General features: G+C 67.6%; 15 protein-coding genes and 1 tRNA gene. 7 read left to right on the forward strand and 9 right to left on the reverse strand.

The annotated features are described in order from the left end of the window. Positions 1-20: 20 nt before the first annotated feature. Positions 21-1136, reverse strand: a complete 1116-nt coding sequence (locus Q0A34_RS09530; RefSeq protein WP_291479760.1) for a hypothetical protein — start codon at positions 1134-1136, stop codon at positions 21-23. A 174-nt stretch (positions 1137-1310) separates the two neighbouring features. Continuing rightward, positions 1311-2735 carry a dihydrolipoyl dehydrogenase gene (gene lpdA / locus Q0A34_RS09535; RefSeq protein ID WP_291479761.1) on the reverse strand — a complete coding sequence of 475 codons (1425 nt, stop codon included), beginning with the start codon at positions 2733-2735 and terminating at the stop codon, positions 1311-1313. Positions 2736-3218: 483 nt separating this feature from the next. Here lpdA and Q0A34_RS09540 point away from each other — a divergent pair, with 483 nt between their 5' ends. Together Q0A34_RS09540 and Q0A34_RS09545 are read left to right on the forward strand one after the other, a co-directional pair. Beyond that, positions 3219-4613 carry an alpha/beta hydrolase family protein gene (locus tag Q0A34_RS09540; RefSeq protein WP_291479762.1) on the forward strand — a complete coding sequence of 465 codons (1395 nt, stop codon included), beginning with the start codon at positions 3219-3221 and terminating at the stop codon, positions 4611-4613. 50 nt (positions 4614-4663) lie between these two features. Then, complete coding sequence (locus tag Q0A34_RS09545; protein WP_291479763.1) at positions 4664-5965, forward strand: hypothetical protein; 1302 nt, start codon at positions 4664-4666, stop codon at positions 5963-5965. On the opposite strand, the gene Q0A34_RS09550 is transcribed toward Q0A34_RS09545, so the two are convergent. Next, positions 5916-7190 (reverse strand): MFS transporter, encoded by a 1275-nt coding sequence (locus tag Q0A34_RS09550; protein ID WP_291479764.1) that lies wholly within the window; start codon positions 7188-7190, stop codon positions 5916-5918. The genes Q0A34_RS09545 and Q0A34_RS09550 overlap by 50 nt on opposite strands. A gap of 73 nt (positions 7191-7263) precedes the next feature. Between Q0A34_RS09550 and Q0A34_RS09555 the strand changes: the two genes are divergently transcribed. The 3 genes from Q0A34_RS09555 (at position 7264) to Q0A34_RS09565 (ending at position 14086) form a co-directional block, all read left to right on the forward strand. Further along, complete coding sequence (locus Q0A34_RS09555) at positions 7264-9363, forward strand: acyl-CoA dehydrogenase family protein (protein WP_291479765.1); 2100 nt, start codon at positions 7264-7266, stop codon at positions 9361-9363. 1798 nt (positions 9364-11161) lie between these two features. Next, complete coding sequence (locus Q0A34_RS09560; protein ID WP_291479766.1) at positions 11162-13390, forward strand: hypothetical protein; 2229 nt, start codon at positions 11162-11164, stop codon at positions 13388-13390. A gap of 24 nt (positions 13391-13414) precedes the next feature. Further along, a complete protein-coding gene (locus Q0A34_RS09565; RefSeq protein ID WP_291479767.1) occupies positions 13415-14086 on the forward strand; it encodes a response regulator transcription factor in 672 nt (223 codons plus the stop codon). Between the two features lie 42 nt (positions 14087-14128). On the opposite strand, the gene Q0A34_RS09570 is transcribed toward Q0A34_RS09565, so the two are convergent. Continuing rightward, positions 14129-14695 carry a TIGR03086 family metal-binding protein gene (locus tag Q0A34_RS09570; protein WP_291479768.1) on the reverse strand — a complete coding sequence of 189 codons (567 nt, stop codon included), beginning with the start codon at positions 14693-14695 and terminating at the stop codon, positions 14129-14131. Between the two features lie 71 nt (positions 14696-14766). After that, positions 14767-15531, reverse strand: a complete 765-nt coding sequence (locus Q0A34_RS09575; protein ID WP_291479769.1) for a metal-dependent hydrolase — start codon at positions 15529-15531, stop codon at positions 14767-14769. A 225-nt stretch (positions 15532-15756) separates the two neighbouring features. On the opposite strand from Q0A34_RS09575, the gene Q0A34_RS09580 reads away from it, so the two are divergent. Continuing rightward, positions 15757-16200, forward strand: coding sequence for a hypothetical protein (locus tag Q0A34_RS09580; RefSeq protein WP_291479770.1), 444 nt, complete (start codon positions 15757-15759; stop codon positions 16198-16200). A 58-nt stretch (positions 16201-16258) separates the two neighbouring features. Here the strand turns inward: Q0A34_RS09580 and Q0A34_RS09585 are convergent, their stop codons facing one another. The 3 genes from Q0A34_RS09585 to Q0A34_RS09595 all read right to left on the reverse strand — a co-directional run bounded on the left by Q0A34_RS09585 (position 16259) and on the right by Q0A34_RS09595 (position 18968). Then, entirely contained in the window at positions 16259-17347 is a 1089-nt protein-coding gene (locus Q0A34_RS09585) for a type I restriction enzyme HsdR N-terminal domain-containing protein (protein ID WP_291479771.1), read from the reverse strand. A 239-nt stretch (positions 17348-17586) separates the two neighbouring features. Beyond that, positions 17587-17659 (reverse strand) — tRNA-Thr (locus tag Q0A34_RS09590). A 100-nt stretch (positions 17660-17759) separates the two neighbouring features. Further along, positions 17760-18968 carry a DNA polymerase III subunit delta' gene (locus Q0A34_RS09595; protein WP_291479783.1) on the reverse strand — a complete coding sequence of 403 codons (1209 nt, stop codon included), beginning with the start codon at positions 18966-18968 and terminating at the stop codon, positions 17760-17762. 127 nt (positions 18969-19095) lie between these two features. Between Q0A34_RS09595 and Q0A34_RS09600 the strand changes: the two genes are divergently transcribed. Continuing rightward, a complete protein-coding gene (locus Q0A34_RS09600; protein WP_291479772.1) occupies positions 19096-20622 on the forward strand; it encodes an adenylate/guanylate cyclase domain-containing protein in 1527 nt (508 codons plus the stop codon). On the opposite strand, the gene Q0A34_RS09605 is transcribed toward Q0A34_RS09600, so the two are convergent. Further along, positions 20619-21956: an Nramp family divalent metal transporter gene (locus tag Q0A34_RS09605; RefSeq protein ID WP_291479773.1), complete on the reverse strand. Its 1338-nt coding sequence runs from the start codon at positions 21954-21956 to the stop codon at positions 20619-20621. The genes Q0A34_RS09600 and Q0A34_RS09605 overlap by 4 nt on opposite strands. Positions 21957-21972: the final 16 nt, after the last annotated feature.

Consider the following 21972-nt stretch of genomic DNA (forward strand, 5'->3'; position numbering starts at 1 on the left):
CCCTCCCGGCCCCTGCTCCCCTACCGTCGCTTCCGGTCCCGGAACCGGGTCGGCGGCTGGTCCTCGTACAGGCCGGTGATCTGGCGGCGGATGTGCTCACGGCGGTTGTAGGTGGCCTCCCGGATGGCCTCGTCGTTGTCGAAGCTCGAGCCGATCGCCCCCGCCATCGTGCCCAGCGACGCCGTCAGCCACGCCAGTTTCGCGTAACCCCAGGGGAACGGCTCGTCGCTGACCTGAGCCCGGAAGTAGTTCGTGTCCACGATGACCATCGACAGCACCAGGAGGACGGCGAAGACGGTGGTGTAGATCAGGGCTGCGGCGATCAGCACCGTGGCCAGCGTCGCGCGGTTGTCCATCCGGGCGCGCCACTTCGCCACGCTGTCGGACTCCCGGTTCGGCCACCGGTTCCACAGTCCGTTGTGGTAGATCAGCCAGAAGGTCAGCGCCCCTACAGCCACGAGGCTGATCACGAACATGCGCAGGAACGAGATCGTGTGCGACATCTGCCACATCGAACCGTAGAAGATGCCGTACGCACCCGTCGCGATCCCGATCGCCAGGCACCCGGTCAGTACCCGGTACAGTTCCGTCGGACGGTTGCCGGCGACCATCCCCAGCAGGAGACGTACGGAGCGCCCCCACCCGTCGATGACCCGGGTGGTGTCGGCCTCCGAGTCGCCGCCCTCGATGTCGCTGGTCTCGGAGACCTCCTCCAGCACTCCCGCACCCGCCGGTTTGTTCCTCAGCAGACGGCTCAGTTCCTGGCGCAGTCCTTCCTGCGCACGCAGCAGGCCGAAGGCGGGGAGGCACAGCATCGTCACCCTGCCGCGGCTCACGGTCTGGCTGATGACCGGGCGGCGGGTGGTCAGCGGGAGGTCCGTCACGTAGATCATGCGGTCCCAACCGTGGCTCTCGAGGATGCCCGCGGCGCTGTCGGACAGCCGCACGCTGCCGTCGAGCCCCATCGGGAGGGTGCTGGTGCGGACCTCGACCCGGGGCAGGCCGAGGGCGGTGAGGTCCTCGTCGCTGAGGTCGGCCTCGTCGGGGTGGACGCCGAGTTTCTCCAGGACACGCAGGACGCGTTTCTCCGGGAGGCCACGGTCGACCATCACGCCGATCACTGTTACCTTCTCCATGGTCAGCCTCTGTCTCCTGCCTCCGTAGGACCTCCGTGATGGCGAGAATCGTACCTGACGCACCGGGGTCGTCCGGGTACGACTGTGCCCGTGCACGGTTCACGGGTGAACTCGTGCACGGGCACAGTCACCGACCACTGGTCGGGGCACGGCCGGCAGGACGGATCAGGTGTCCTACAGGTTGATCATGTGCCCCATGGTGCCCTCGGCGGCCTCCTTGATGGCCTCCGACAGCGTCGGGTGAGTGTGGACGTTGCGTCCGATCTCCTCGGCCGTGAGGTCGAATCGCTGCGCCAGGGTCAGCTCGGGCAGCAGTTCGGAGACGTCCGGGCCGACCATGTGCCCGCCGATGAGCTCACCGTACTCCGCGTCGACGACGATCTTCACGAAGCCGACACCCTCGTTGAGCCCCATGGCCTTGCCGTTGGCGCTGTAGGGGAAGGACGCGACCTTGATCTCCCGCCCGTTCTCCTCCGCCATCTTGCGCGCGGCTTCCTCGGTGTAGCCGAAGGAGGCGACCTGGGGGTTGCAGAAGGTGGCACGCGGCATGTTCATGTAGTCGCCGAGTTCCTGGGTCTCCGCACCGGCGATCGTCTCGGCGGCGACCACACCCTGAGCCTCCGCCACGTGGGCGAGCTGCAGCTTGGCGGTGACGTCGCCGATGGCGTAGATGCCCTTGACGTTGGTGCGCATGCGCTCGTCGATCTCGATGGCGCCCCGGTCGGTGAGCTTCACACCGGTGTTCTCGAGGCCGAAGCCCTCGACGCGCGGGGCGAAGCCGATGGAGACCATCACACGGTCAGCCTTGAGGGTCTCGGACTTGGAGCCGTCGGCCGCCTCGATGTCGACCTCGACGCCGGCGTCGCCGCCGAGGTCGCGGACGGCGGTGGTCTTGTGCCCGGTCTTGAGCTTCACACCGAGCTTCTTGTACTGCTTGGCGATCTCCTTGGACACGTCCTTGTCCTCGTTGGGCAGGACGCGGTCCATGAACTCGACGACGGTGATGTCGACGCCGAAGTTGGCCAGCACGTAGGCGAACTCCATGCCGATGGCGCCCGCACCGATGACCACCATGGACTTCGGGGCGTTCTCGTCGAGGATCTGCTCCTCGTACGAGACGATGTTCCCGCCGATCTCGACACCCGGCAGGGACTTCACCACGGAGCCGGAGGCGATGATGGCGTTGTCGAAGGTGATGGTCTTGCCGGCGTCGTCACCCTCGGTGATCTCGACGGTGTGGTCGTCGGTGAAGGAACCGAGGCCGTTGATCTCGGTGATCTTGTTCTTCTTCATCAGGAAGTGGACGCCCTTGACGATGCCCGCGGACACCTTCCGGGACCGCTTGTGGGCGGCGCTGTAGTCCATGCTGATGTTCTCACCGGTGATGCCGAAGGTCTTGGCGTCGTGGGTGAGGATGTGCGAGATGTCCGCGTTACGGATCAACGCCTTGGAGGGGATGCAGCCGACGTTCAGACAGACGCCGCCCCAGTACTGCTTCTCGATCACTGCGGTCTTCAGGCCCAGCTGTGCCGCACGGATGGCGGAGACATATCCGCCGGGGCCCGCACCGATTACTACTACGTCATAATGTTCAGCCACGTGGTCAAGGATACGACTTTTCGGCCGGTGCGTGCAGAGCCGGGGCACCGTCCACAGTGTTCCCCCACGAAAGTAGAGGTCAGGACGGTGCGGTGCGGCTACATGAAGCGCACGATGAAGTCGGTCACCGTCGAGATGAAGTGGTTGATGTTGCCGCCGAGCGCCTCGTTGGAGCTGACGATGAACTGGTCGATGGGGGCGAGATTCACGGGGTTCCTCTTTCACGTGTGCGGGGGTGCGCGTCTTGTTGCCGCGCTCCACCTTAAACGGTCGACGGACGGCAGGTGCTACTCCCGGGGAAATCTCACTGCCCCTAAGGGGGGTGGCCTCAGCACCGCTGTGACCTCGACGGAAGTAACACGGGCGGCGACATGGCCGTTTCCTCACAGGAAATAGGCATCGGGCTTACAGTCGGCGGGAACACCCGCTATGCTGACGGAGTCTGCCTTGCACCGCACCACTGACTTTCTTGTTGAGGACCGAATGAACAAGCGCGCCATCGCCCGTGTCACGGCCGCCGCCGTGGCCACCGCCCTGCCCCTGTCCGTCATCAGTGTCCTCGGCACCGGCGCCGCCGTCGCCGGCGTGGCCCAGCCATCCGCCGCTGCGGCACCTGCCGACAGTGGCGACGGCCGTCCCGGCTCCGAGTTCCGCGACGCCGCGACGGTCAACGACCCCTTCCCCACCCGCGCGGCGGCCGAGGCGCGGGCCTACGTCGACGAGTCCAAGGCGGCCTGGCGCGACTACGTCTACCAGGCCGAGGACGGCACCAACGACGAGGAGAACGCCTCCTGGAAGGCCGGCGACCGGTACAAGCGTATGGAAGAGCGCCTGGTGCACTCGGAGGCCATGAACCGTGACATCCCGATCGTCACGATCCGTGCCAAGAACGACCCGGAGAACGCCCCCACGATCTACCTGCTCAACGGTGCCGACGGCGGCGAGGGGGCGGCGAACTGGCTGCGCCAGACCAACGCCGTCGACTTCTACGGCAACCAGATCGGCAACGTCAACGTCGTCATCCCCATGGAGGGCGCCTTCTCCTACTACACCGACTGGCAGCAGCCGAATGCCAAGCTCGACAAGAGCGGCAACAAGCAGGCCTGGGAGACTTTCCTGGTCCAGGAGCTGCCCGGGCCGATGGAGTCCGCCCTCGGCACGTCCAACCCGCACCGTTCCATCATCGGCATGTCCATGACCGGTTCCACCACCCTGGTCTACGGCGAGAAGTACTCCGGCTTCTACGACTCCATCGGCGCCTACTCCGGTTGCGCCGCCACCTCGGGCGAGGCGGCACGCACCGTGGACATCGTCCTGGAGCGCGGCGGCGCCACCTACGAGCAGATGTGGGGCGACCGCAACGGCTCCGTCGCACGCGAGAACGACGCCCTGGCCAACGCCGCCGACCTCAAGGACCAGAGGAACATCTACGTCTCCTCCTCCACCGGCCTGATGGGCGAGCACGACGTGCCCTCCGGCGACCGTCTCAACGGTTTCCTCCCCGGTTCGATCACCCCGGCCGTCGAGGGCGGTGCCATCGAGGCCGTGACCAACGCCTGCACCCACATGCTGAAGTCCACCACGGACAAGGCCGGCGTCACCCGCGAGTCCAACAACCTGGTCTACAACTTCCGCAACACCGGCACCCACCAGTGGGGTTACTGGCAGGACGACATGTTCGACTCCTGGCCCACCATCTCCGCAGGCATCTTCCCCGGCAACGACGCCGAGGCGATCCGTCAGCGTGACGCGGGCAAGGCCGACTACCTGGCGAAGAACCCGGGCATGGGCGCCCGCGGATCCACCCCGGTCTCGTCCCTGCTGCCGCTCGTCGACCCGATCACCGAGATCATCCGCAACGGCGGCGGGAACGAGTAGACGCGCCCAGACGTCCCATTTCCAGCGTCATCCGGAACACCACCGGCCCGGTGAGGGCCCTGTCCGCCGCCACTCTCGTGGTGGCGGTTTCCGGTTATGCGGTGATCGTCGTCGCCGGACGGGCACTCGACACGGTCAGCTACGAGGCATTCTCGGTGTTCTGGGGGCTGTTCTTCGCCCTCGCCGGCCTGATCGACGGACTCCTGCAGGAGACCACCCGGTCCGTCGCCGCGCGTCGCACCGGGACGTCCCGGACACCGACCGCCGCCACGTCCGGCGCCCGTCCGATGACGGTGGCGGTGGGGTTCGCCGTCCTGGTCGGAACGCTCGCGGTCCTCTCAGGCCCCCTGTGGTCGCCCGGGATCCTCCCCGCAGGTCAGGGACTGGAGCTCACCGGTGTGCTCCTGATGGCCGCGGGCCTGGCCTCCTACACCTTCCAGGCCGCAGTCTGCGGACTGCTGTCCGCCGCCACCCGCTGGTCGGCCTTCGCCTGGCTGATCAGCGTGGACAGTGCCGTGCGCATTCTGCTGGCGCTGGTGGCGTGGGCACTCGGCTGGCATCTGCCCGCCTTCCTCCTGGTCACCGTCGTCGGTGCGGCGACCTGGCTGGGGTTCCTGGTCCTGTTCCTGGTCCGGTTCCCGGACCGGCGCGACGTCCTGCGTGAGGCCGGGGACGTCCCCACCGGTGAGTTCGTCCGCAGGACGGTCAAGGCGATGCTCGCCTCGGGTGCGAACGCCGTCCTGATCACCGGGTTCCCGGTGCTGATCACCTTCACCTCCGGTTCGGACGTGGCGCCGGGGGCGCTGGCTGCGGTGATCACCGCCGTCACCCTGACCCGCGCCCCTCTGCTGGTCCCGCTGCAGCGTTTCCAGCCTGCGCTGATCGTGCACTTCACACGGCACCGCGACAGGGTTCTCCGTGCCTGCGCACTGCCGGCCACGGTCATCGTGGGGACCGCGGCGGTGGGCGGCGTGGCGGCGTACTGGCTGGCCCGTCCACTGATGCTGCTGTTCTTCGACGCCGTTCTCGTCAGCCCCGCGCCGGTACTCGCGGCCCTGACGGTGGCGTCAGGGTCGACGGCCCTGCTGATGGTGACCGGGTCGGCCGCCCACGCCGCCGAGCGTCACTCCCTGTACCTGGCGGGATGGACCGTGGCGACGGTGGCCGCTGTCGCACTGCTGCTCGTCGACGCGTCGCCCGAAGCGCGCGCGGTGCTCGCGTTGGGCGTGGCTCCCCTGGTGGGCGTGGCCGTCCACCTCGGGGTACTCGTGCTGCGCCCGTCTCCCCCGGCGACAGTGACCGCTACGCCGCGTCCCGGGGCAGGTTCTTCCGCGAGAACACCGCGACGATGACCAGGCACACCACGGCGACGACGATGCCCGCCCCGAGCATCTCGGGGTAGGTGAAGGTCGACGACAGGCGGGTGAGGATCATCGGGAAGAAGAACCCGATGTAGGTCAGGGTGTAGTACGCCGCCGTCAGCCCGGCGAGGTCGTCCGGACCGGCGATGCGCTGCACCTCGGTGAGGCCGCTGATCAGGCACAGGCCGTAGGCGGCGCCGAGGATGACGGCGACGATGACCGCACTCCACACCGCGATGTCCGCCGACGCGACGCTGGCGACGACCATGCCCACGATCACCAGGACGAGGGCCACGATCGGGCCCCGCGCGTTGTGTTCCGTGTTGATCCGCGGCCCGAACTGCTGGATGGTGAAGCCCGACGCCAGGGCGATCACGGTGAGCAGCCCCGAGAACGCCACCGGCACGTCCACCTGGTCCTGCACCAGGCGCGGAGTGATGGCGTACGCCACCCCGGCGGCGCCGAAGACCCAGGGTGCGATCGGCGCGACCACGGTGAGGAACCTCGGGTGCCGGATCGTCGGGACGAGGATGTCGGACCAGAAGGACCCCTTCACCTTGAGGTGGGCGGACTGCCGGGTCTCCGGCACCGTCATCAGCCCGGCGAGTGCGACGAGTGAGATCACGCAGTGCACGATGTAGGGCAGCTGGCCGGGGACAGGCCCCCACTCCGCGAGGACACCGGCGAGACCTGCACCCAGCCCGAAGCCCGCGGTCAGCGACATCGTCGCGCGCTTGGCCCCGGACGAGGAGGTCGCCGCGGGGTCGAACGCCGGGGTGGAGAGTTCCTTGATCCAGGATCCGCCGACGGACATGGCGATGCCCACGGCCAGTCCCGCCAGAATGCGGCCGATGAACATGACGGACTCCGTGGTCTCGCCGACGGCGATGAAGACGCTGCCCAGCAGGGCAACCGCGGGCGCCGGGAGCATCACCGCCTTACGTCCGAAACGGTCCGACAGCGGTCCGCAGACTAGTAGTCCGGCGATGATGCCCGCCGCGTAGGACACCAGCAGTGAATCGACGAAGACGTCGCTGAACACGGCCTCCTGCCGGTAGAACACGAGCATGGGCGTGGCTTCGTTGCCGCCCCACGCCACGCTGAACACGGCGAAGGCGACGAAGAGCCAGGCCCTGGAGTAGCGGGTTGATCGTCCGGCCTGTCGGTGGTGCGGGTTCAGTGAGGGAACCTGCCCGTTGCGTTCGTTCTCGGTCATGCCCCACATGGTAGGACCTCATGAGGTTCTACCGCTCACCGAGGGACCCTGATCGCACGTAACATCGGGTGGTATGGCACACACCGACAAGACCCCCGACACCACCGACATCGCGGCGAGTCTGACCCGCCGCGGCAACGACCGTCCGGCGAAGCTGCGTGACCAGGCGGACCGCGCCGTCCGCATGGCCGTGGCCGCGGAGCTCCAGGACGTCCTCGACGGCCGCTGGGCGGACGTGAAGAACGAGACCCGCGCCCTGATCGAGGAGAAGAACCTCCGACCGGACGACACCCTCGGCATGGACGAGGCACGCGAACGCACCCTGGCCCAGATGTTCGACATGCTCGAGACCGGCGCGCCCCGGGGGACGTTCCACAAGGACCACGGCGGGACCGGCGACCTGGGCGCCACCCTCTCCTCCATCGAGGTGGTGGGTGGCGCCGACCTGTCGCTGATGGTCAAGGCCGGGGTGCAGTGGGGCCTGTGGGGTGGCGCCGTGGAGAACCTGGGCACCGACCGCCACATCCCGCTGATCAAGGACATCATGGAGCTCCGCACCCTCGGCTCCTTCGCCATGACCGAGCGTGGGCACGGGTCGGACGTCCAGTCCGTGGAGACCACCGCCGTCTACGACCGCGAGACCCACGAGTTCGTGATCGACACTCCCACCGCCTCGGCGGAGAAGTGGTACATCGGAAACGCCGCGAAGCACGCGCGCATGGCCGCGGTGTTCTGCCAGCTCTACACCCCCGACGAGAACGGTGAGCTGGGCGAGTCGCACGGTGTGCACTGCATCGTCGTGGAGGTCCGCGACGAGAACGGCCGGGCGAAGCCGGGTGTCGGCATCGGGGACCACCTGCACAAGGGCGGCCTGAAGGGGGTGGACAACGGGACCTTCACCTTCGACCACGTGCGCGTCCCCCGCGAGAACCTGCTCAACCGTTTCGCCGACGTCTCCGAGGACGGCGGGTACTCCTCACCCATCGAGTCCGACGGGGCACGTTTCTTCACCATGCTGGGTGCGCTGATCCGCGGACGCATCACCGTGGGGGCCGCCTCCGGTGCCGCGGCCCGCTCCGCCCTGACCATCGCGACGGGCTACGCGAACCTGCGTCGCCAGTTCGCCCCCGACGACGACCTGCCCGAGAGCAGGCTCATCGAGCACCGCAAGCACCGTCTCCGCCTCATCCCGCTGATCGCCCGGAGCTACGGCCTGCAGCTCGCCTCGAACCAGCTGATCGCCCGCATCCACGACCTGGAGAGTGCGGAGATCGACCGGACGGACATGACGAAGGAGCAGCGGTGGGACCAGCGCGAGCTGGAGGCGCACGCCGCCGCGCTGAAGGCCGCGAACACCGCACACGCCACCCGCACGATCCAGGAGTGCCGCGAGGCCTGCGGCGGCGCCGGGTACATGACGGAGAACCTGCTGACCACCTTCAAGGCGGACTCGGACGTGTTCACCACCTTCGAGGGCGACAACGTGGTGATGATGCAGCTGGCGGCGAAGGAGCTGCTGACCGGCTTCTCGCGCGAAGTCGGCGACCTCAAGCCGCTGGAACTGGTGCGATTCGGCCTCGACAACTTCGGCACGCTGCTGAAACGCCGCACGGCGGCGGACACCCTGATCCAGAACCTGGTCGACTCCTTCACCGACCGGGAGGAGACCTCCCTGTTCGACCCCGCGAACCAGGTGGAGCTCCTCACGGAACGTGAGGACCGACTGCTGATGTCCCTGATCCGCCGCATCAGGCCGGCCCAGAAGATGGACGTCAAGGACGCCGCCGCCCTGGTGGACAAGGCTCAGGACCACCTCCTGGAGTGTGCCTGGGCGCATGTGGACCGGATCATCCTGGAGGCGATGCTCGAGGCGGAGGCGGAGCTGGCCGACGGGCAGGCGAAGGAGGTCATGGAGCAGGTGCGCGACGTGTTCGTGTTGAGCATCATCCACGAGCACAGCGGCTGGTACCAGGAGCAGAACCTGCTGACGGGCACCCGTACGAAGGCCGCACGGGCGGCGCTGAATGACCTGGTGGACTCCCTCGGCCCCTGGTCGCAGACACTGGTGGACGCCTTCGCCGTCCCGTCGAACATCGCCGACGTCCCCCTGATGACGGACTACGACGACATGGTCCCGCGGGCGCAGACACACCCCGCGGCAGGAATGCAGTGACAACCACATGGCCGCGGCAGCGGGGTAACGACGGTTACCTCGGCCAACGTAACCACCCCCGGTGTGAATAGCGTAAATGCACGTGACCGTGATTGTTCTACCCCCGAAGAAAGCTCCGTACGGCCGTTATCGCTTCGTGACCTAACGCCAACTGATGGCCGTCCGATACTGTTAATGGCGCGGCACACAGAGTCTCACCGACTCGCTGTGGCGCACGACCGTATACATTCAACCGAAAGGTATCCATCATGCTGGACATCGTCTCCAACATCGTCACCGCCATCTCCGATTTCCTGGGCTCCGCCCTCGAGCTGGTCGTCGGCTCCATCCAGGGTGGCGCATAAATACAGCCCTCCGGCCCCCGCAACGGGACCGTGAACTGTTCCCCGTTCGACCTTCGGGTCGGGCGGGGTTTTTCTTGCGCCGGCACCGGCCACCGGCATTCCCAGGGGTGACCCCCACAAGGATGACACCGACAGCGACAGGCCACCAGCCCTCAGAAGTGGGGGCATAGATTTATCCCCAAAGCCATTCCCCCACAGAGACAGTGTGGCTAGAGTTCAGCCCGTGCCCGACCGGACCACACTGTCCGGCACGGCGCAGACCACCGTCACCCCAACGAAAGTGAGTTCACATGCTGGACATCGTCGCCCAGATCGTCAACGCCGTCGCCGGCTTCTTCCAGGGCGTTATCGGCCTGGTCACCGGCTCCATCACCGGCGGCACCGAAGGCTAGTCCGCCGCGCACCCGTGACCCCTGACCGGTATTCCGGTCAGGGGTCACGCACGTCCGGCACCCCGCAACCGCACGGGCTGAAATATTTTCCTTCGGGGGTGTAACAATCTCCGACGGGCAGCGATCTCCTACATGAAGCACCACGGAGCCACCTCCGGCACCGGGGCGCGCACCACAACCACAACCGAAAGGCACTCCCATGCTTGAGATCATCTCCTCCATCGTCACCGCTGTCGCCGAGTTCCTGGGCGGCGCCCTCGACCTGATCACCAGCTCCATCACCGGCTAGTTCGGCGATCGGAATTCGGGACCGGTCCCCTGCAACGGGACCGCGAACAACCCACCCGGCCTGTCGGCCGGGTGGGTTTCCCGTTCGCAGGGGGCGGAACCGACAGGGCGCCACACCCCTACCCCTCGCCCGCCCCTCGGACAAGACCCCAGGATTCGGGTAGTTTCACCCCATAACATATTCAGCCTCTCGGGGATAAGATGAGTAAGCGGACAGAGACACAGAACCGGGTCAACGCCGCGAACACCACCCCACCAGAATCACCACCTCCCGAAAGGCCAGAACAATGCTCGCAATCATCGGCTCCATCGTCGTCCTCGTCGCCACAGTCCTGACCGGCGTCATCGGTCTCGTCGCCGGCTCCATCATCGGTCTCTGAGGCCCCTCCCGCGTCGCCCCCCCGTCGCGGAGCACAGGCCCCGCCCGTACACCGGGCGGGGTTTCCACTTTCCCTGGCGAACGAAGTGGAATCTGAGACCAGTAGTGTTTATAGTGAAAACTGTCGCTGTGACGAACTGAAGTACATCAGGCTCTCCACGCCCCACAGCGGTCCCCCGAACACCGCACGAAAGGACCTGTCCATGGGTATCGTCAGCAGTCTCCTCACTCCCGTCCTCGGCCTCGTCGGCGGACTTCTCGTCGGCCTCGGCGGCGTCGTCGCCGTCCTCGGCTCCATTCTCTAAGGCCTCACAGCCCAGAGAACCTCGCCGACAGGGCCCCGGACCAGCCACCACTGGTCCGGGGCCCTGCTCTCACAGGAACGGCGTCCGGCCATGCCTCCACACCACACCACCACCATCGAGACAGCCATGTTGCGCACCGCCGCCCTGGCGATCTCGCTCACCTGGCCCCTCTGGCTCGCCGAGGCCTTCACCCGGAAGTTCCCCGGGACCACCGGCACCGGGCACTGGTACCCGGTGGCGAGCGCGTCGGTCTTCCTCCTCGCGGACCTGCTGCTCCTCGCCGCATGCGTGTGCGGTCACCGGGGACTCCTCGTCGTTTCGCTCCGCACTGCGGCAGCCACCGTCCCGCTCGCGCTGGTGCTCCTGGTCGTCGACTCCCTGACACCAGGCCCCCGGGCACCCGTCGAACTGTGGTTCACCGTCTTCATCAGCATCCCTGCACTGGCATTCGCCCTGACCGTGCCGTTGCGGGTCGGTCTTCCTGCATTCATCGCCGTCGTCGGCGGAACCGCACTGGCCAACGCTCTCCTCGACCACCCCGCACCGTTCCTCAGGGTGGCCACCGAGGTCGGCTTCTCCCTCGTCTACACCCTCCCACTGGCGGTGGTCACCTGCGCCACGCTGCGGCTCGCACGGTTCATCGACTCCGCCGGCGCGAAGGCCCACGCCCAGAACGTGGCCGCGACCCGCGTGCGTGCACGGGCGGCCGAAACCACCCGGTTCACCGCGCTGGTCCACGACAACGTCCTCTCGACCCTGTCCGGCATCAGCCGGGGCGTGCTTCCCACGGAACCGGTGGGGCTACGCCTGACCTCAGCGTTCGACGACGCCGGCACCATGTCCTCCGCGCAGTTCATCGAGGCGGTGACCACCACCGTCCACCGGCACACCCCGAACTGCACGGTCACCGCCGACGCCCCCACGGACGTCACCCTCCCCGGAGTCGCCGGAGCGAACATCACGCTCGCCCTCGCTGAGGTCGCCAGGAACTCCCGGCAGCACGCCGGCACCGACGTGGAGCGGGAATGCCACGTCAGCCTGTCCGACGCTGCGGTGGAGCTCCGCTACACCGACCACGGTCCCGGATTCCGCCCGCGGGACGTCCGCCCCACCGCCGCGGGCCTCCGTGTCTCCGTCCTGGGCCGGATGGAGTCCACCGAGGGAGGAGCCGCCAGCATCGAACCGTCCCCCGGGGAAGGCACCACCGTCACTCTCACCTGGCAGGGGACACAGCCGCCGCCGGCACCTGGCACGGAGATCCGTGTCGGTTGTGACGGCCGTGACCGCAGCGCGGTGTCCGCCATGAGGACCTACGACCTGACTCACCTGAGTCACGCCGTCTGGGTGCCCTACGTGGCCGTCACCGCCGCCCTCTTCACAGGCATGAACATCCTCAACGGTCAGCCACTCGCTGCGGGAAACCTGGCGACGAACATCATCGTCGTCGCACTCACCGTCCTCGTCGTCGGCGGACGGACCTTCCGCATCCCCGCCGTCCTCACCGGGTTCTGCGCCGTCGGCGTCGTCGTGCTCATGGAACTCGGCCGGTGGCAGGACCTCTCCACGGCCACCGGGTGGAGCTACGGCTGGCACCTCATGGCAGCGTCGCTGTTCTGCTCCCTGCTCGCCCTCCGCGGACGACCGGCGGTGGCACTCGCCACATTGTTCATCGGTGCCGTCGTCATCGAGGTCACGTCGGCGTCGCCGGTCACACCGGACACCGACTTCGGAGCCTTCCGGATCATCATCTCCGGCCTCCTCGTCATCTCGTGCGTCCTGGTGTCCTTCGGGATCAGGTTCACCCTGGCGCGTCTGCCGGAGGCGCGGCAGAAGCTCCACGACGCCGAGCTCCGCCGGATCGCCGCAGAGGAGATCTCCGTCTACCGGCAGGACCGCCTCCGACGCCTCCGCGAGGAACTCTCACCGCTGGTCACCGCGACGAGCGACCTCACACACGTGGACGACGACCTCAGGGAGTACGCCCGGCTCACCGAGCTGCAGATGCGGGACGCCATTCGCTCGCCTCTCCTGGACCTGCCCCCGGTCCACGCCGCGGTCCGGGCGGCCCGCACGCGGGGCGTCGCCGTGCAACTGCTCGACGACCGGACCCCGTCCTCCCCCGACCAGCAGGAACCCGACGGGCCCCTCCACCACGCACTGCTACGACGCATCCTCGACGTCCTCGCGGGCACCGACACCGGAACGGTCACCGTGCGTCTGCTGCCCCGGGGACGGTCCGCCTTCGCCACGGTCTCGGACGGCGACGGTATCCGCCGGTACACCCGCGACGGGCTCCCCGTCGAGGTAGGCCCGCTCTGACAGCTCCCGCGGTATTATGTTCCTATGAGCGACAACTTACTGAGAATCGCCGCCGTCGACGATCACGAGTTGTCGCTGCGGGGCCTCGCCGCCCTGCTCACGGATGCCCCGGAACTGGAACTCGTGGGGATGTTCACCACCGTGAACAGCCTGTTCGATCACCTCGACGACACCCGTGGTATCGACCTGGTCATCCTCGACCTGCGCCTCGCCGACGACTCGGACCCCGAGGACAACGTCCTCAGGTTGCAGACAGTCACCACGAACATCCTCGTCCTCTCGTCCATGGAAAGCCCGTTCCTGGTACGGCGCGCACTGAAGGCCGGGGTACTGGGGGTCGTGCAGAAGTCCGAACCTCCGGACGTGGTCCTCCGGGCAGTCAGGGCGGCCGCCCTGGGCTACGCCGTGCCGTCCACGGAATGGGCGGCGGCGATCGACTCCGATCCAGGGCTCAACGGGATCAACCTGTCAGTCCGGCAACGGGAGGTGCTCGAGCTGTACGCCTCCGGTGAGCCGGCGAAACGGGTCGCCAGGTTGACCGGACTGTCCCAGGACACGGTGAACGACTACCTGGGCCGCATCCGGGTGAAGTACCAGAATGCGGGGCGTCCGGCACCGACCAAGACCGACCTCTTCCGTCGGGCCCAGGAGGACGGCTACCTCCCCGGTCCCGGCGACCCGCCCGTCTCGTCCTGACCCACAGACGTCCCGGCGCCGCGGGTCATCCGACCCGGGCAGTCACCCGAGGCCGAAGTCGGGGTCCCTCCCCACATAGGCCATCAGGCGGATCGTCGAGGAGGCGTCGGCAGGCGCCTCCCGCGGCGGGCCGAACCCTCCCCTCGCCTGCAACTGCTCCCCCAGCGACCGCAGGCCACCGAGATTACGCTCGGCGAAATCCTCATCCAGCTCCACGTCGCGCCCCTGGGAACGCGCCAGGTCCCAGGTGTGCATGAAGACGTCGGGGATGAAGAAGCCCTTCGCGTTCGTCTCCAGTGACTGGCCCGGGATCGGACCGCGGGTGACCAGTGCCTCCGCCTTCGTCTCGTCCTCCAGGGTGGCTTGCACGATCGCCGCGAACTGCTCCCAGGCGGCGGCCGGGTCGGAGTTCTTGTCCTCCGTGAGATCCACCGTGACGCCCACATCCTCCAGGGCAGGGCCGAACCAGCTGATCAGGTGTCCGATGATGTCGCGGGCCGCCCATTCCTCGCACGGGGTCCTCGCGTCCCAGTCGTTGTCCCTGGTCTGCCTGGTGAATCCCTCGGCGATCACGCGGAACCGCTCGGCGGTGTCTTTCGGCACGGACATTCTTCAACCTCCTGTTCGCTCCCGGGCGGTCTCTGTGCCCGGCGACTGCCTCCGAGGGTACCTGCGTTCCGTCACCCGACGATCAGACCGTGGTTCCGTCCGAACACGCACACGGCGACAAGCAGAGCGGTGAACAGTGCCATGACCACCGTGTCCCCGAATCCCGCGGCCCGGATCCGCAGAGGCCCGGGAAGCAGGTGCACCGCACCCCACCGGTCGCCGCCGACGGCGATGAACGGCGCGAAGAACGGTACCCCGGACCGGCTGACCGCGTCCCCCGCGCAGTGCACGACGCACCCCACCCCGACCGCGGTGGCCATCACCGACGGTGACAGCATCGCCGGCGAGTCCCTCAGCACCAGCAGGGTGAGGCCGACGGCGAGCACCACCGCCCCGGGCGACCCCCATCTCCTGACCACCGGGCGGACGAGGGAATGCAACGCCAGCAGTACCAGCGCCGCGAAGACTCCGACCGTCACCCCCCGGTCGCCGAGATCGACGGCGCACCATGTCACCGCCGCCAGCACGACGGCGAACAGCAGGGTGTGCGTCACCGTCCGGTGCCCGCCGACGCGCCGGCCCCGGGCGCCGGTCGCCTCGGCCAGCATCGAGGACGCCCGGTTGACGAACACGGCGAGGAGACGGCTCACCGGCCCCAGGGTCCGTGCCGCCGTGCCCGAGGGGTGGTCGAGGTCCGGCAGGACCGCCGCACCCGCCGTCACTCCCGCGAGGACGACGGTCGATCCTGTATCCACCGGCACCCCGGTCGCGTACGCGGTGGCCACAGCCACCGCAGCACCCGCTGCGGCACCTGACATCGCGTGCGTCGGCCCCATGACCATCGTCGTCCTCGCCTTTCCGCATCCCGGAACATCGTCGTCAACTCCGGTGACAGTTCTACAGGGCGCCCCGGACATGAAACGGACGGAGGTGGCACGCCCCCGTATATCACGTCGAGAACCACCGAAAACATCGTTTGCTAAACAAACTTTCGTGCGTTACCTTGCTCACAACCTGCCTCTTTTCCTATGGGAGACAGCACAACTACTCAGGAGACAACCTTGCGCACACACGCCAAACTCGGAGCTTTCGCTGCCGCAGCCGCCCTGTCCATCGCCTTGACCGCATGTGGTTCGGACGACGCCGACGACAACACGGAGACCACCTCCGCCACGAGCACCACGTCCGCGACCTCGACCTCGTCGTCGACGAGCTCTGCCGCGCCCGACGACAGTGACGGCGAGAACGGCAACCGGGACAACGGCGGCGAGCCTGCACCCGCCGGCGGCAACGGTGGCGGAAACGCCGGCGGCGGCGCCGGCAATGCCGGAGGCGGCACTGGCGGCGGCAACACCGGCGGGGGCGGGAATGCCGGCCCCGTTGACGAAAGCAAAGTGGATAACGGCGACAACGGCGAAGGCGACGAGAAGAAAGACGAATCGTCAAACACCGACGACCCGGAAGGAACGACCACCCCGGCGCCGGACGGCACCGACGAGGAGTGACCGAGACACCCCTGCCCTGCCCCCTCGCCACAGCCCGATGGTCAGGGACCAATAGGCCCTAACTGGCCACCAGTGACCTGACCCGTGCCCTCAGGTGTTCTGCATACCCGTAGATGCCCTCGAGGGACACAAGGTCGTGCGAAGTCTCATTCCTGTTCTCGTCGAACAACACGATACGAGGGATCTTACGGTCGAACAACAACCGCGCAATCGGCTTGCGATTGTTGTCCTTGAAGAGGATCGCGCAGTAGGACTTCGCGTCCCTCATGGTGATGTCAGCTGCCGGAACATCGAAACAGCAGATGGCGCGGATGATCCCGTGCGCCTGGATCTCTTCGTCTGTGGTCACGACCCCGTCGTCTGGGGCCTGTTCTTCCTTCGTGGACGCTTCAGCGACGTCCGCCCGCGCCGGCTGAGACGGGGCTGGATCCTCAAGGTCCTGCGCCGACCGCAGGCGACGGTTCGTCTCGTCACGCAGGTACTGACTGGCAGCCGTGGAAGCGAGTCGGGTGAACAGGTCAAGATTGGCCGCGGTCATCCGCCGGGAGGTGACCCTGGCAGCGAGCAGCTTAACCCATTCACTGGAAGGCTCGCGAAGTTCAGCGGCAATGCCCTTACGAAGCTCTGAAACGTACTTCAGCTCTTCCGCACTCGCCGCGATCGTCTCCGAATCGAACCTCGTCTTCGTGCACATCTCGAGATGGGGGAAGATCCGGGCGTCGACGGAAGACAGGTCGAGTGTCATGAACGGCTTCTCGTCCATCCGATTGACGGCGTCGAGTTGCGCGTAGAACTGGTAGACCTCACCGTTGGTGAGGATCGCGAACTCTGTGTCGGTGACGTTGAAGTACCGAACCAGCTGAGTGGCGTGGTTGAGGTCGAGAGGCTCCCCGATCTTCTTGCATTCGATCAGGAACCGGAAGTCATCACCGGCCTTGATCGCGAAATCGACCTTCTCTCCTTTCTTCTTCCCAATGTCGGCAGTGTACTCGGGAATGACCTCCCGGGGATCGGTGACGTCATACCCCAGTACATTGCTGATGAAGGGGATGATGAAGGCCGTCTTCGTGGCTTCCTCGGTCTCAATAATTGACTTGAGTTCATGGACCTTGGTCGCGAGCGCGCTGATCGCTTGGTCGATGCTCATGGTTGACTCTCTTCTCGTAGCGGGCGAGTGCACTGGGGAGGTGGAGAGCCCTTCCCTGAGCGTGACACATTGAGAAACATAATACCCGTGTCAAAACCACATCCGCTGCCCTTTTACCGGCGCACCCCCTCCCCGGTGCCCCCGCCACTTCTTGACCGTTAACCGCCGAGGCCGCTCAACAGTGCCCCCTCCCCCACACACGACAAAGGCCCCGTCCTCGGACGGGGCCTTCGTGTCTGAGCCGCCTGCGAGAATCGAACTCGCGACCTTTTCATTACGAGTGAAACGCTCTACCGACTGAGCTAAGGCGGCGCACCAGCACCATTCACGATGGCGCTGCATACGACGGGTAATCCTAGCGGACGGCACAACCCTCCACAAAAAGGGCCCCACGATCCGCTCCCGTCGCAGGTCACACCTGGCCGCAACACTCCCTGAGCCGTCCGACCATGGCGGAGAGAGCGACCTCGGGCTTCACGTTGTAGGTGAGGGTCTCCCGGCAGGCGGACACCGCGTCGATGCACTGCACCAGGTTCTCCGGGGCATTGCGCCGGGCCAGTTCCCTGGAGACCTTCGCCTGGTCCGGGTGCAGGAAGCCACCGACCGGCTCGTCCCCCTCGACCGCTCCGGCGGCGATCATCATCGCGTCGCGGTACAGCCCGGCGATGTCGATGAGCGCCAGGTCCAGTGAGTCGCGCAGCATGCGCGTCCTCCTGTTCTTCTGCTCCTTCTCCAGCTCCTTGATCTGCCCCGCCGAACCCGACTGCGCCTTGGCCACCCCGCGTCCCTTGGCCCCCATCCCCAGGGAACTCCTCAGGTCGGCGAGTTCCTTCTCCTCACGCTCCGCGACGGTGGCGGTGGCCTCTTCCGTCGCCGAGGACACCAGGTCGGTGACGAAACGGTACGACTCCCCCGGCTCGTACACCAGACCGGGCAGCTTCAACGCGCTCGCCCGCTTCGCCCGCGCCTTCTCCTCCGACGCCAGGTGGCGGGCACGGCCGATGTGCCCGCCGGCGACCTCAGCCGCCCAGGACGCCTGCTCCGGAGACAGGCCGAGCCGGTCGTCGGCCATGAGAACGGCCTCGACCTCCTCACGCGAAGGGGTCGGGACGTAGAGGTGGCGGCACCGCGACCGGAGGGTCACCGCGATGTCCTCCGGGTCCGTGCTCGGGGCGCAGAGGATGAACACGGTGCGCTCCGGCGGCTCCTCGATGCTCTTCAGCAGGGCGTTGGCGCTGCTGTCGTTGAAACGGTCCGCGTCCTCGAACACCACGATCCGCCAGGGCGCCACCGTCGGCATCGCCGCCGCGGTCTTGATCACCTCCCGCGCCTCGGACACCTGGATCACCACCCCGTCGGTGTGCACCCAGGTGATGTCCGGGTGCGACCCCGCCGCCGCTGACCGGCAGCCCCCGCACCGTCCGCACCCAGGCACGTCCGGGTCCTCGCACACCAGCGCCGTGGCGAACGCCTTCGCCGCGACGGACCGCCCGGAGCCGGGAGGGCCGGTGAACAGCCAGGAATGGGTCATCGCCGAGGACTGCCCTCCCCCACGCGCCGCGTCCACCGCGGCGATCAGCGGGACGGTCACGTGCGGGCTGAGCACGGCGGCGGTGAACACGGACTCACGGGGGGAACTCACGGGAGACCAGTCTAGTCCCCGTGTCCAACCCCCGTCCGTGCACGACAGGGACGAGAGGGACGACTACGGGGGACAAGCAGGCTCAGGCTCCGATAGTCTGGACCCCATGCAGAGACTGGGGCAGTACATCGTGTGGGCGTGGGGCACCACCTGGCCGCTGTACGCCCTGTCCGTGTTCCTCGTCAACGTGGTCGGCTCGCTCGCCGTGGCCTCGTTCCTGCGCTTCCTCGTGCCGCTCGGCGGCGCCGCGGAGCTGACGTCGGTGAACACGATGACCGCGACGCTCTACGCCGTCTACTTCATCGTCGCCCTGGTCACCGGGATCAGTGCCACACTCTTCTTCTTCGCCCCGGTGCTCAGGTGGCAACGCAACCCGGACCCCGTCGACCCGGTGATGATCCGTCGCCTGGTGCTGCGCATCCCCGCGCTCCAGGCTCTCCTCGGCGCGGTGCTGTGGGGGGTCGGCGTGGTCATCTTCACCGTCGTCGCCTCCCAGGTCTCCGCCCGGTGGGCCTTGTCGGTGGCGGTGACCGCCGTGCTCGGCGGGGCGATGGTCGTGCTGATGACCTTCATGGTCGCCGAGCGCCTTGTGCGTCCCGTCGCCGCGAAGGCACTGAACCGTACCGGCGCACCCCAGGAACGAATCTCCCCGCTGTCACTGCAGATCACCGGGGTCTGGATCCTCACCTCCGCCGTCCCGGTCATCGGTGTGGTGCTGATGGTCGTCGCCCAGGCCACGGCCTTCTTCACCGGCGACGCCAGCGAGATCCTGCCCGGCGTCCTCGCCCTCAGCCTCACCGCCCTGTTCACGGGATTCTCCGGGACCCGGCTGATCACCATGACCGTGGTCGACCCCATCCGCGAACTGCAGTACGCCATGAACCGGGTGCGTCGCGGCGACTCGCACGCCCAGGTGCGGATCTACGACGCCACCGAGATCGGCGTCCTGCAGGCCGGCTTCAACGAGATGATGCAGGGCCTGCGCGAGCGCGAACAGGTCCGCACCCTGTTCGGTCGCTACGTCGGGACGGAGGTCGCCCGCCGCGCCATCGAGGAGAAGCCGGAGCTCGGCGGCGCGAACCGGTTCGTCGGCGTGCTCTTCGTGGACGTCATCGGGTCCACCGGTTTCGCCGTGTCGTCCTCGCCCCAGCACGTGGTCCAGGCGTTGAACAGCTTCTTCGACAAGGTCGTCGAGGTCGTCCACCGGAACAAGGGCATCATCAACAAGTTCGAGGGCGACGCCGCTCTGGCGGTCTTCGGCGCCCCGATCCCGCTGGACGACATGGCCGGGCACACGCTCGCCGCCGCCCGCGAACTCAACCAGGAACTCGCCGACCACGAGCTCGCCGCCGGCATCGGAGCCGCCGTGGGCGAGGTCGTCGCCGGGCACATCGGTGCCAGCGACCGTTTCGAGTACACCGTCATCGGCGACGCGGTGAACGCCGCCGCCCGGCTCACCGAGCTGGCGAAGGACACCCCGGGACGCGTCCTCACCAACGCGGCCACACTACGCAAGGCCAACGAGGCCGAACAGGCGCGCTGGACGCTGATGAAGTCCGTGGAACTTCGCGGACGCCGGGAGATGACCCAGCTGGCCCGCCCGATCCGCTCCACGCTGGCCGAACGGGGCTAGGCCTGCCCCGTCAGCGTCAGCCAGATCAGTGCGACGTTGAGGACGATGATGACCGCGCAGATCACCGCCGCCAGCGCCGTCAGTGCCCTCGGGTTCGTCCAGCGTCCCATCACCGACCGGCGCGCCGTCGCCGCCACCAACGGCACCAGGGCGAAGGGGATGCCCACGCTGAGGACCACCTGGCTCATCACCAGCGCCCACGTCGGTTCCACACCCGCCGCGAGGATCACCAGGGCCGGCAGCATGGTGAGCAGACGTCGCAGCATCAACGGGACACGGATCTTCAGCAGGTCCCGCATCACCATGTCGCCGGCGTAGCAGCCCACCGACGTCGACGCCAGCCCCGAGGCCAGCAACCCCACCGCGAAGAGGACGCCGACCACCGGCCCCAGGGCCCCCTCCACCGCGGCGTGGGCGCCCTCGATGGTCTCCGTGCCGTCGACGCCCCGCAACGCCTGGGCCGCCAGACACAACATCGCGATGTTCACCGTGCCGGCGACCACCAGCGCCGTCCCGACGTCCCACTTCGTGGCCTTCAGGTGGCGCCGCATGCCCTCGTCACCGTGCGGGGTGAACCGGCGGTCCCGGACCAGGCCCGAATGCAGGTACACCGCGTGGGGCATCACCGTGGCACCGAGCATGCCCGCGGCGAGCACCACGGACTGGGTGCCCTGGAACCGAGGGACGACCCCGTCGACCATCTCCCCCACCGTCAGCCCGGTGACGACGAGCCCGGAGAGGAACCCGACGGTGATGACCAGCAGGAACCCCATGATCATGAACTCGAAGTGTCGCTGGGTACGCCCGCCCTGCAGCGCGAGCATCCCCAGGGACACCACCCCGACGAGCACCCCGCCGAGCACGAGCGGGGTCCCGAACAGCAGGTTCAGTGCGATGGCACCGCCGACGACCTCCGCCACGTCGGTCGCTGCGGCGATGATCTCCGCCTGCCCCCAGAAGGCCAGCCGACCGGCCCTCCCCCTGCGGCGCCGGGCGGTGGTGCCGCCCGACTCACGCCGGTCGAACCAGTCGGCGAGGGTCGCCGACAGTGACCGGGACGTCACCAGCCCCAGCTTCGCCGAGAGGTACTGCACCACCGCCGCCATCAGGTTGGCGACGACGAGCACCCAGAGCAGCAGGTAACCGTACTCCGCACCGGCCGACAGGTTCGCCGCGACGTTCCCGGGGTCGACGTAGGCGATGGCCGCGACGAACGCGGGGCCGAGGAGGCTGGTCAGGCGGGGCTGCCCCCGGTGGCGCCCGTGCCGCCCGTGGTGTTCACCGGGCCCCCCGTCGTCCTGCCCGAGGTTGACGTCCGCAGCGTCCACCGTCATTGTTCAGCCCCCTTTC

The sequence above is a fragment of the Corynebacterium sp. genome (assembly GCF_022712195.1).
In the GTDB taxonomy this organism is placed as follows: domain Bacteria; phylum Actinomycetota; class Actinomycetes; order Mycobacteriales; family Mycobacteriaceae; genus Corynebacterium.

Bases quoted from the DNA above. Each gene is read 5' to 3' on its own strand.
- Q0A34_RS09585 (WP_291479771.1), bottom strand. From the start codon at position 17,347: ATGAGCATCGACCAAGCGATCAGCGCGCTCGCGACCAAGGTCCATGAA.
- Q0A34_RS09570 (WP_291479768.1), bottom strand. From the start codon at position 14,695: ATGTCCGTGCCGAAAGACACCGCCGAGCGGTTCCGCGTGATCGCCGAG.
- Q0A34_RS09555 (WP_291479765.1), top strand. From the start codon at position 7,264: ATGGCACACACCGACAAGACCCCCGACACCACCGACATCGCGGCGAGT.
- Q0A34_RS09600 (WP_291479772.1), top strand. From the start codon at position 19,096: ATGCAGAGACTGGGGCAGTACATCGTGTGGGCGTGGGGCACCACCTGG.
- Q0A34_RS09560 (WP_291479766.1), top strand. From the start codon at position 11,162: ATGCCTCCACACCACACCACCACCATCGAGACAGCCATGTTGCGCACC.
- Q0A34_RS09550 (WP_291479764.1), bottom strand. From the start codon at position 7,190: ATGACCGAGAACGAACGCAACGGGCAGGTTCCCTCACTGAACCCGCAC.
- Q0A34_RS09575 (WP_291479769.1), bottom strand. From the start codon at position 15,531: ATGGGGCCGACGCACGCGATGTCAGGTGCCGCAGCGGGTGCTGCGGTG.
- Q0A34_RS09530 (WP_291479760.1), bottom strand. From the start codon at position 1,136: ATGGAGAAGGTAACAGTGATCGGCGTGATGGTCGACCGTGGCCTCCCG.
- Q0A34_RS09540 (WP_291479762.1), top strand. From the start codon at position 3,219: ATGAACAAGCGCGCCATCGCCCGTGTCACGGCCGCCGCCGTGGCCACC.
- Q0A34_RS09565 (WP_291479767.1), top strand. From the start codon at position 13,415: ATGAGCGACAACTTACTGAGAATCGCCGCCGTCGACGATCACGAGTTG.
- Q0A34_RS09605 (WP_291479773.1), bottom strand. From the start codon at position 21,956: ATGACGGTGGACGCTGCGGACGTCAACCTCGGGCAGGACGACGGGGGG.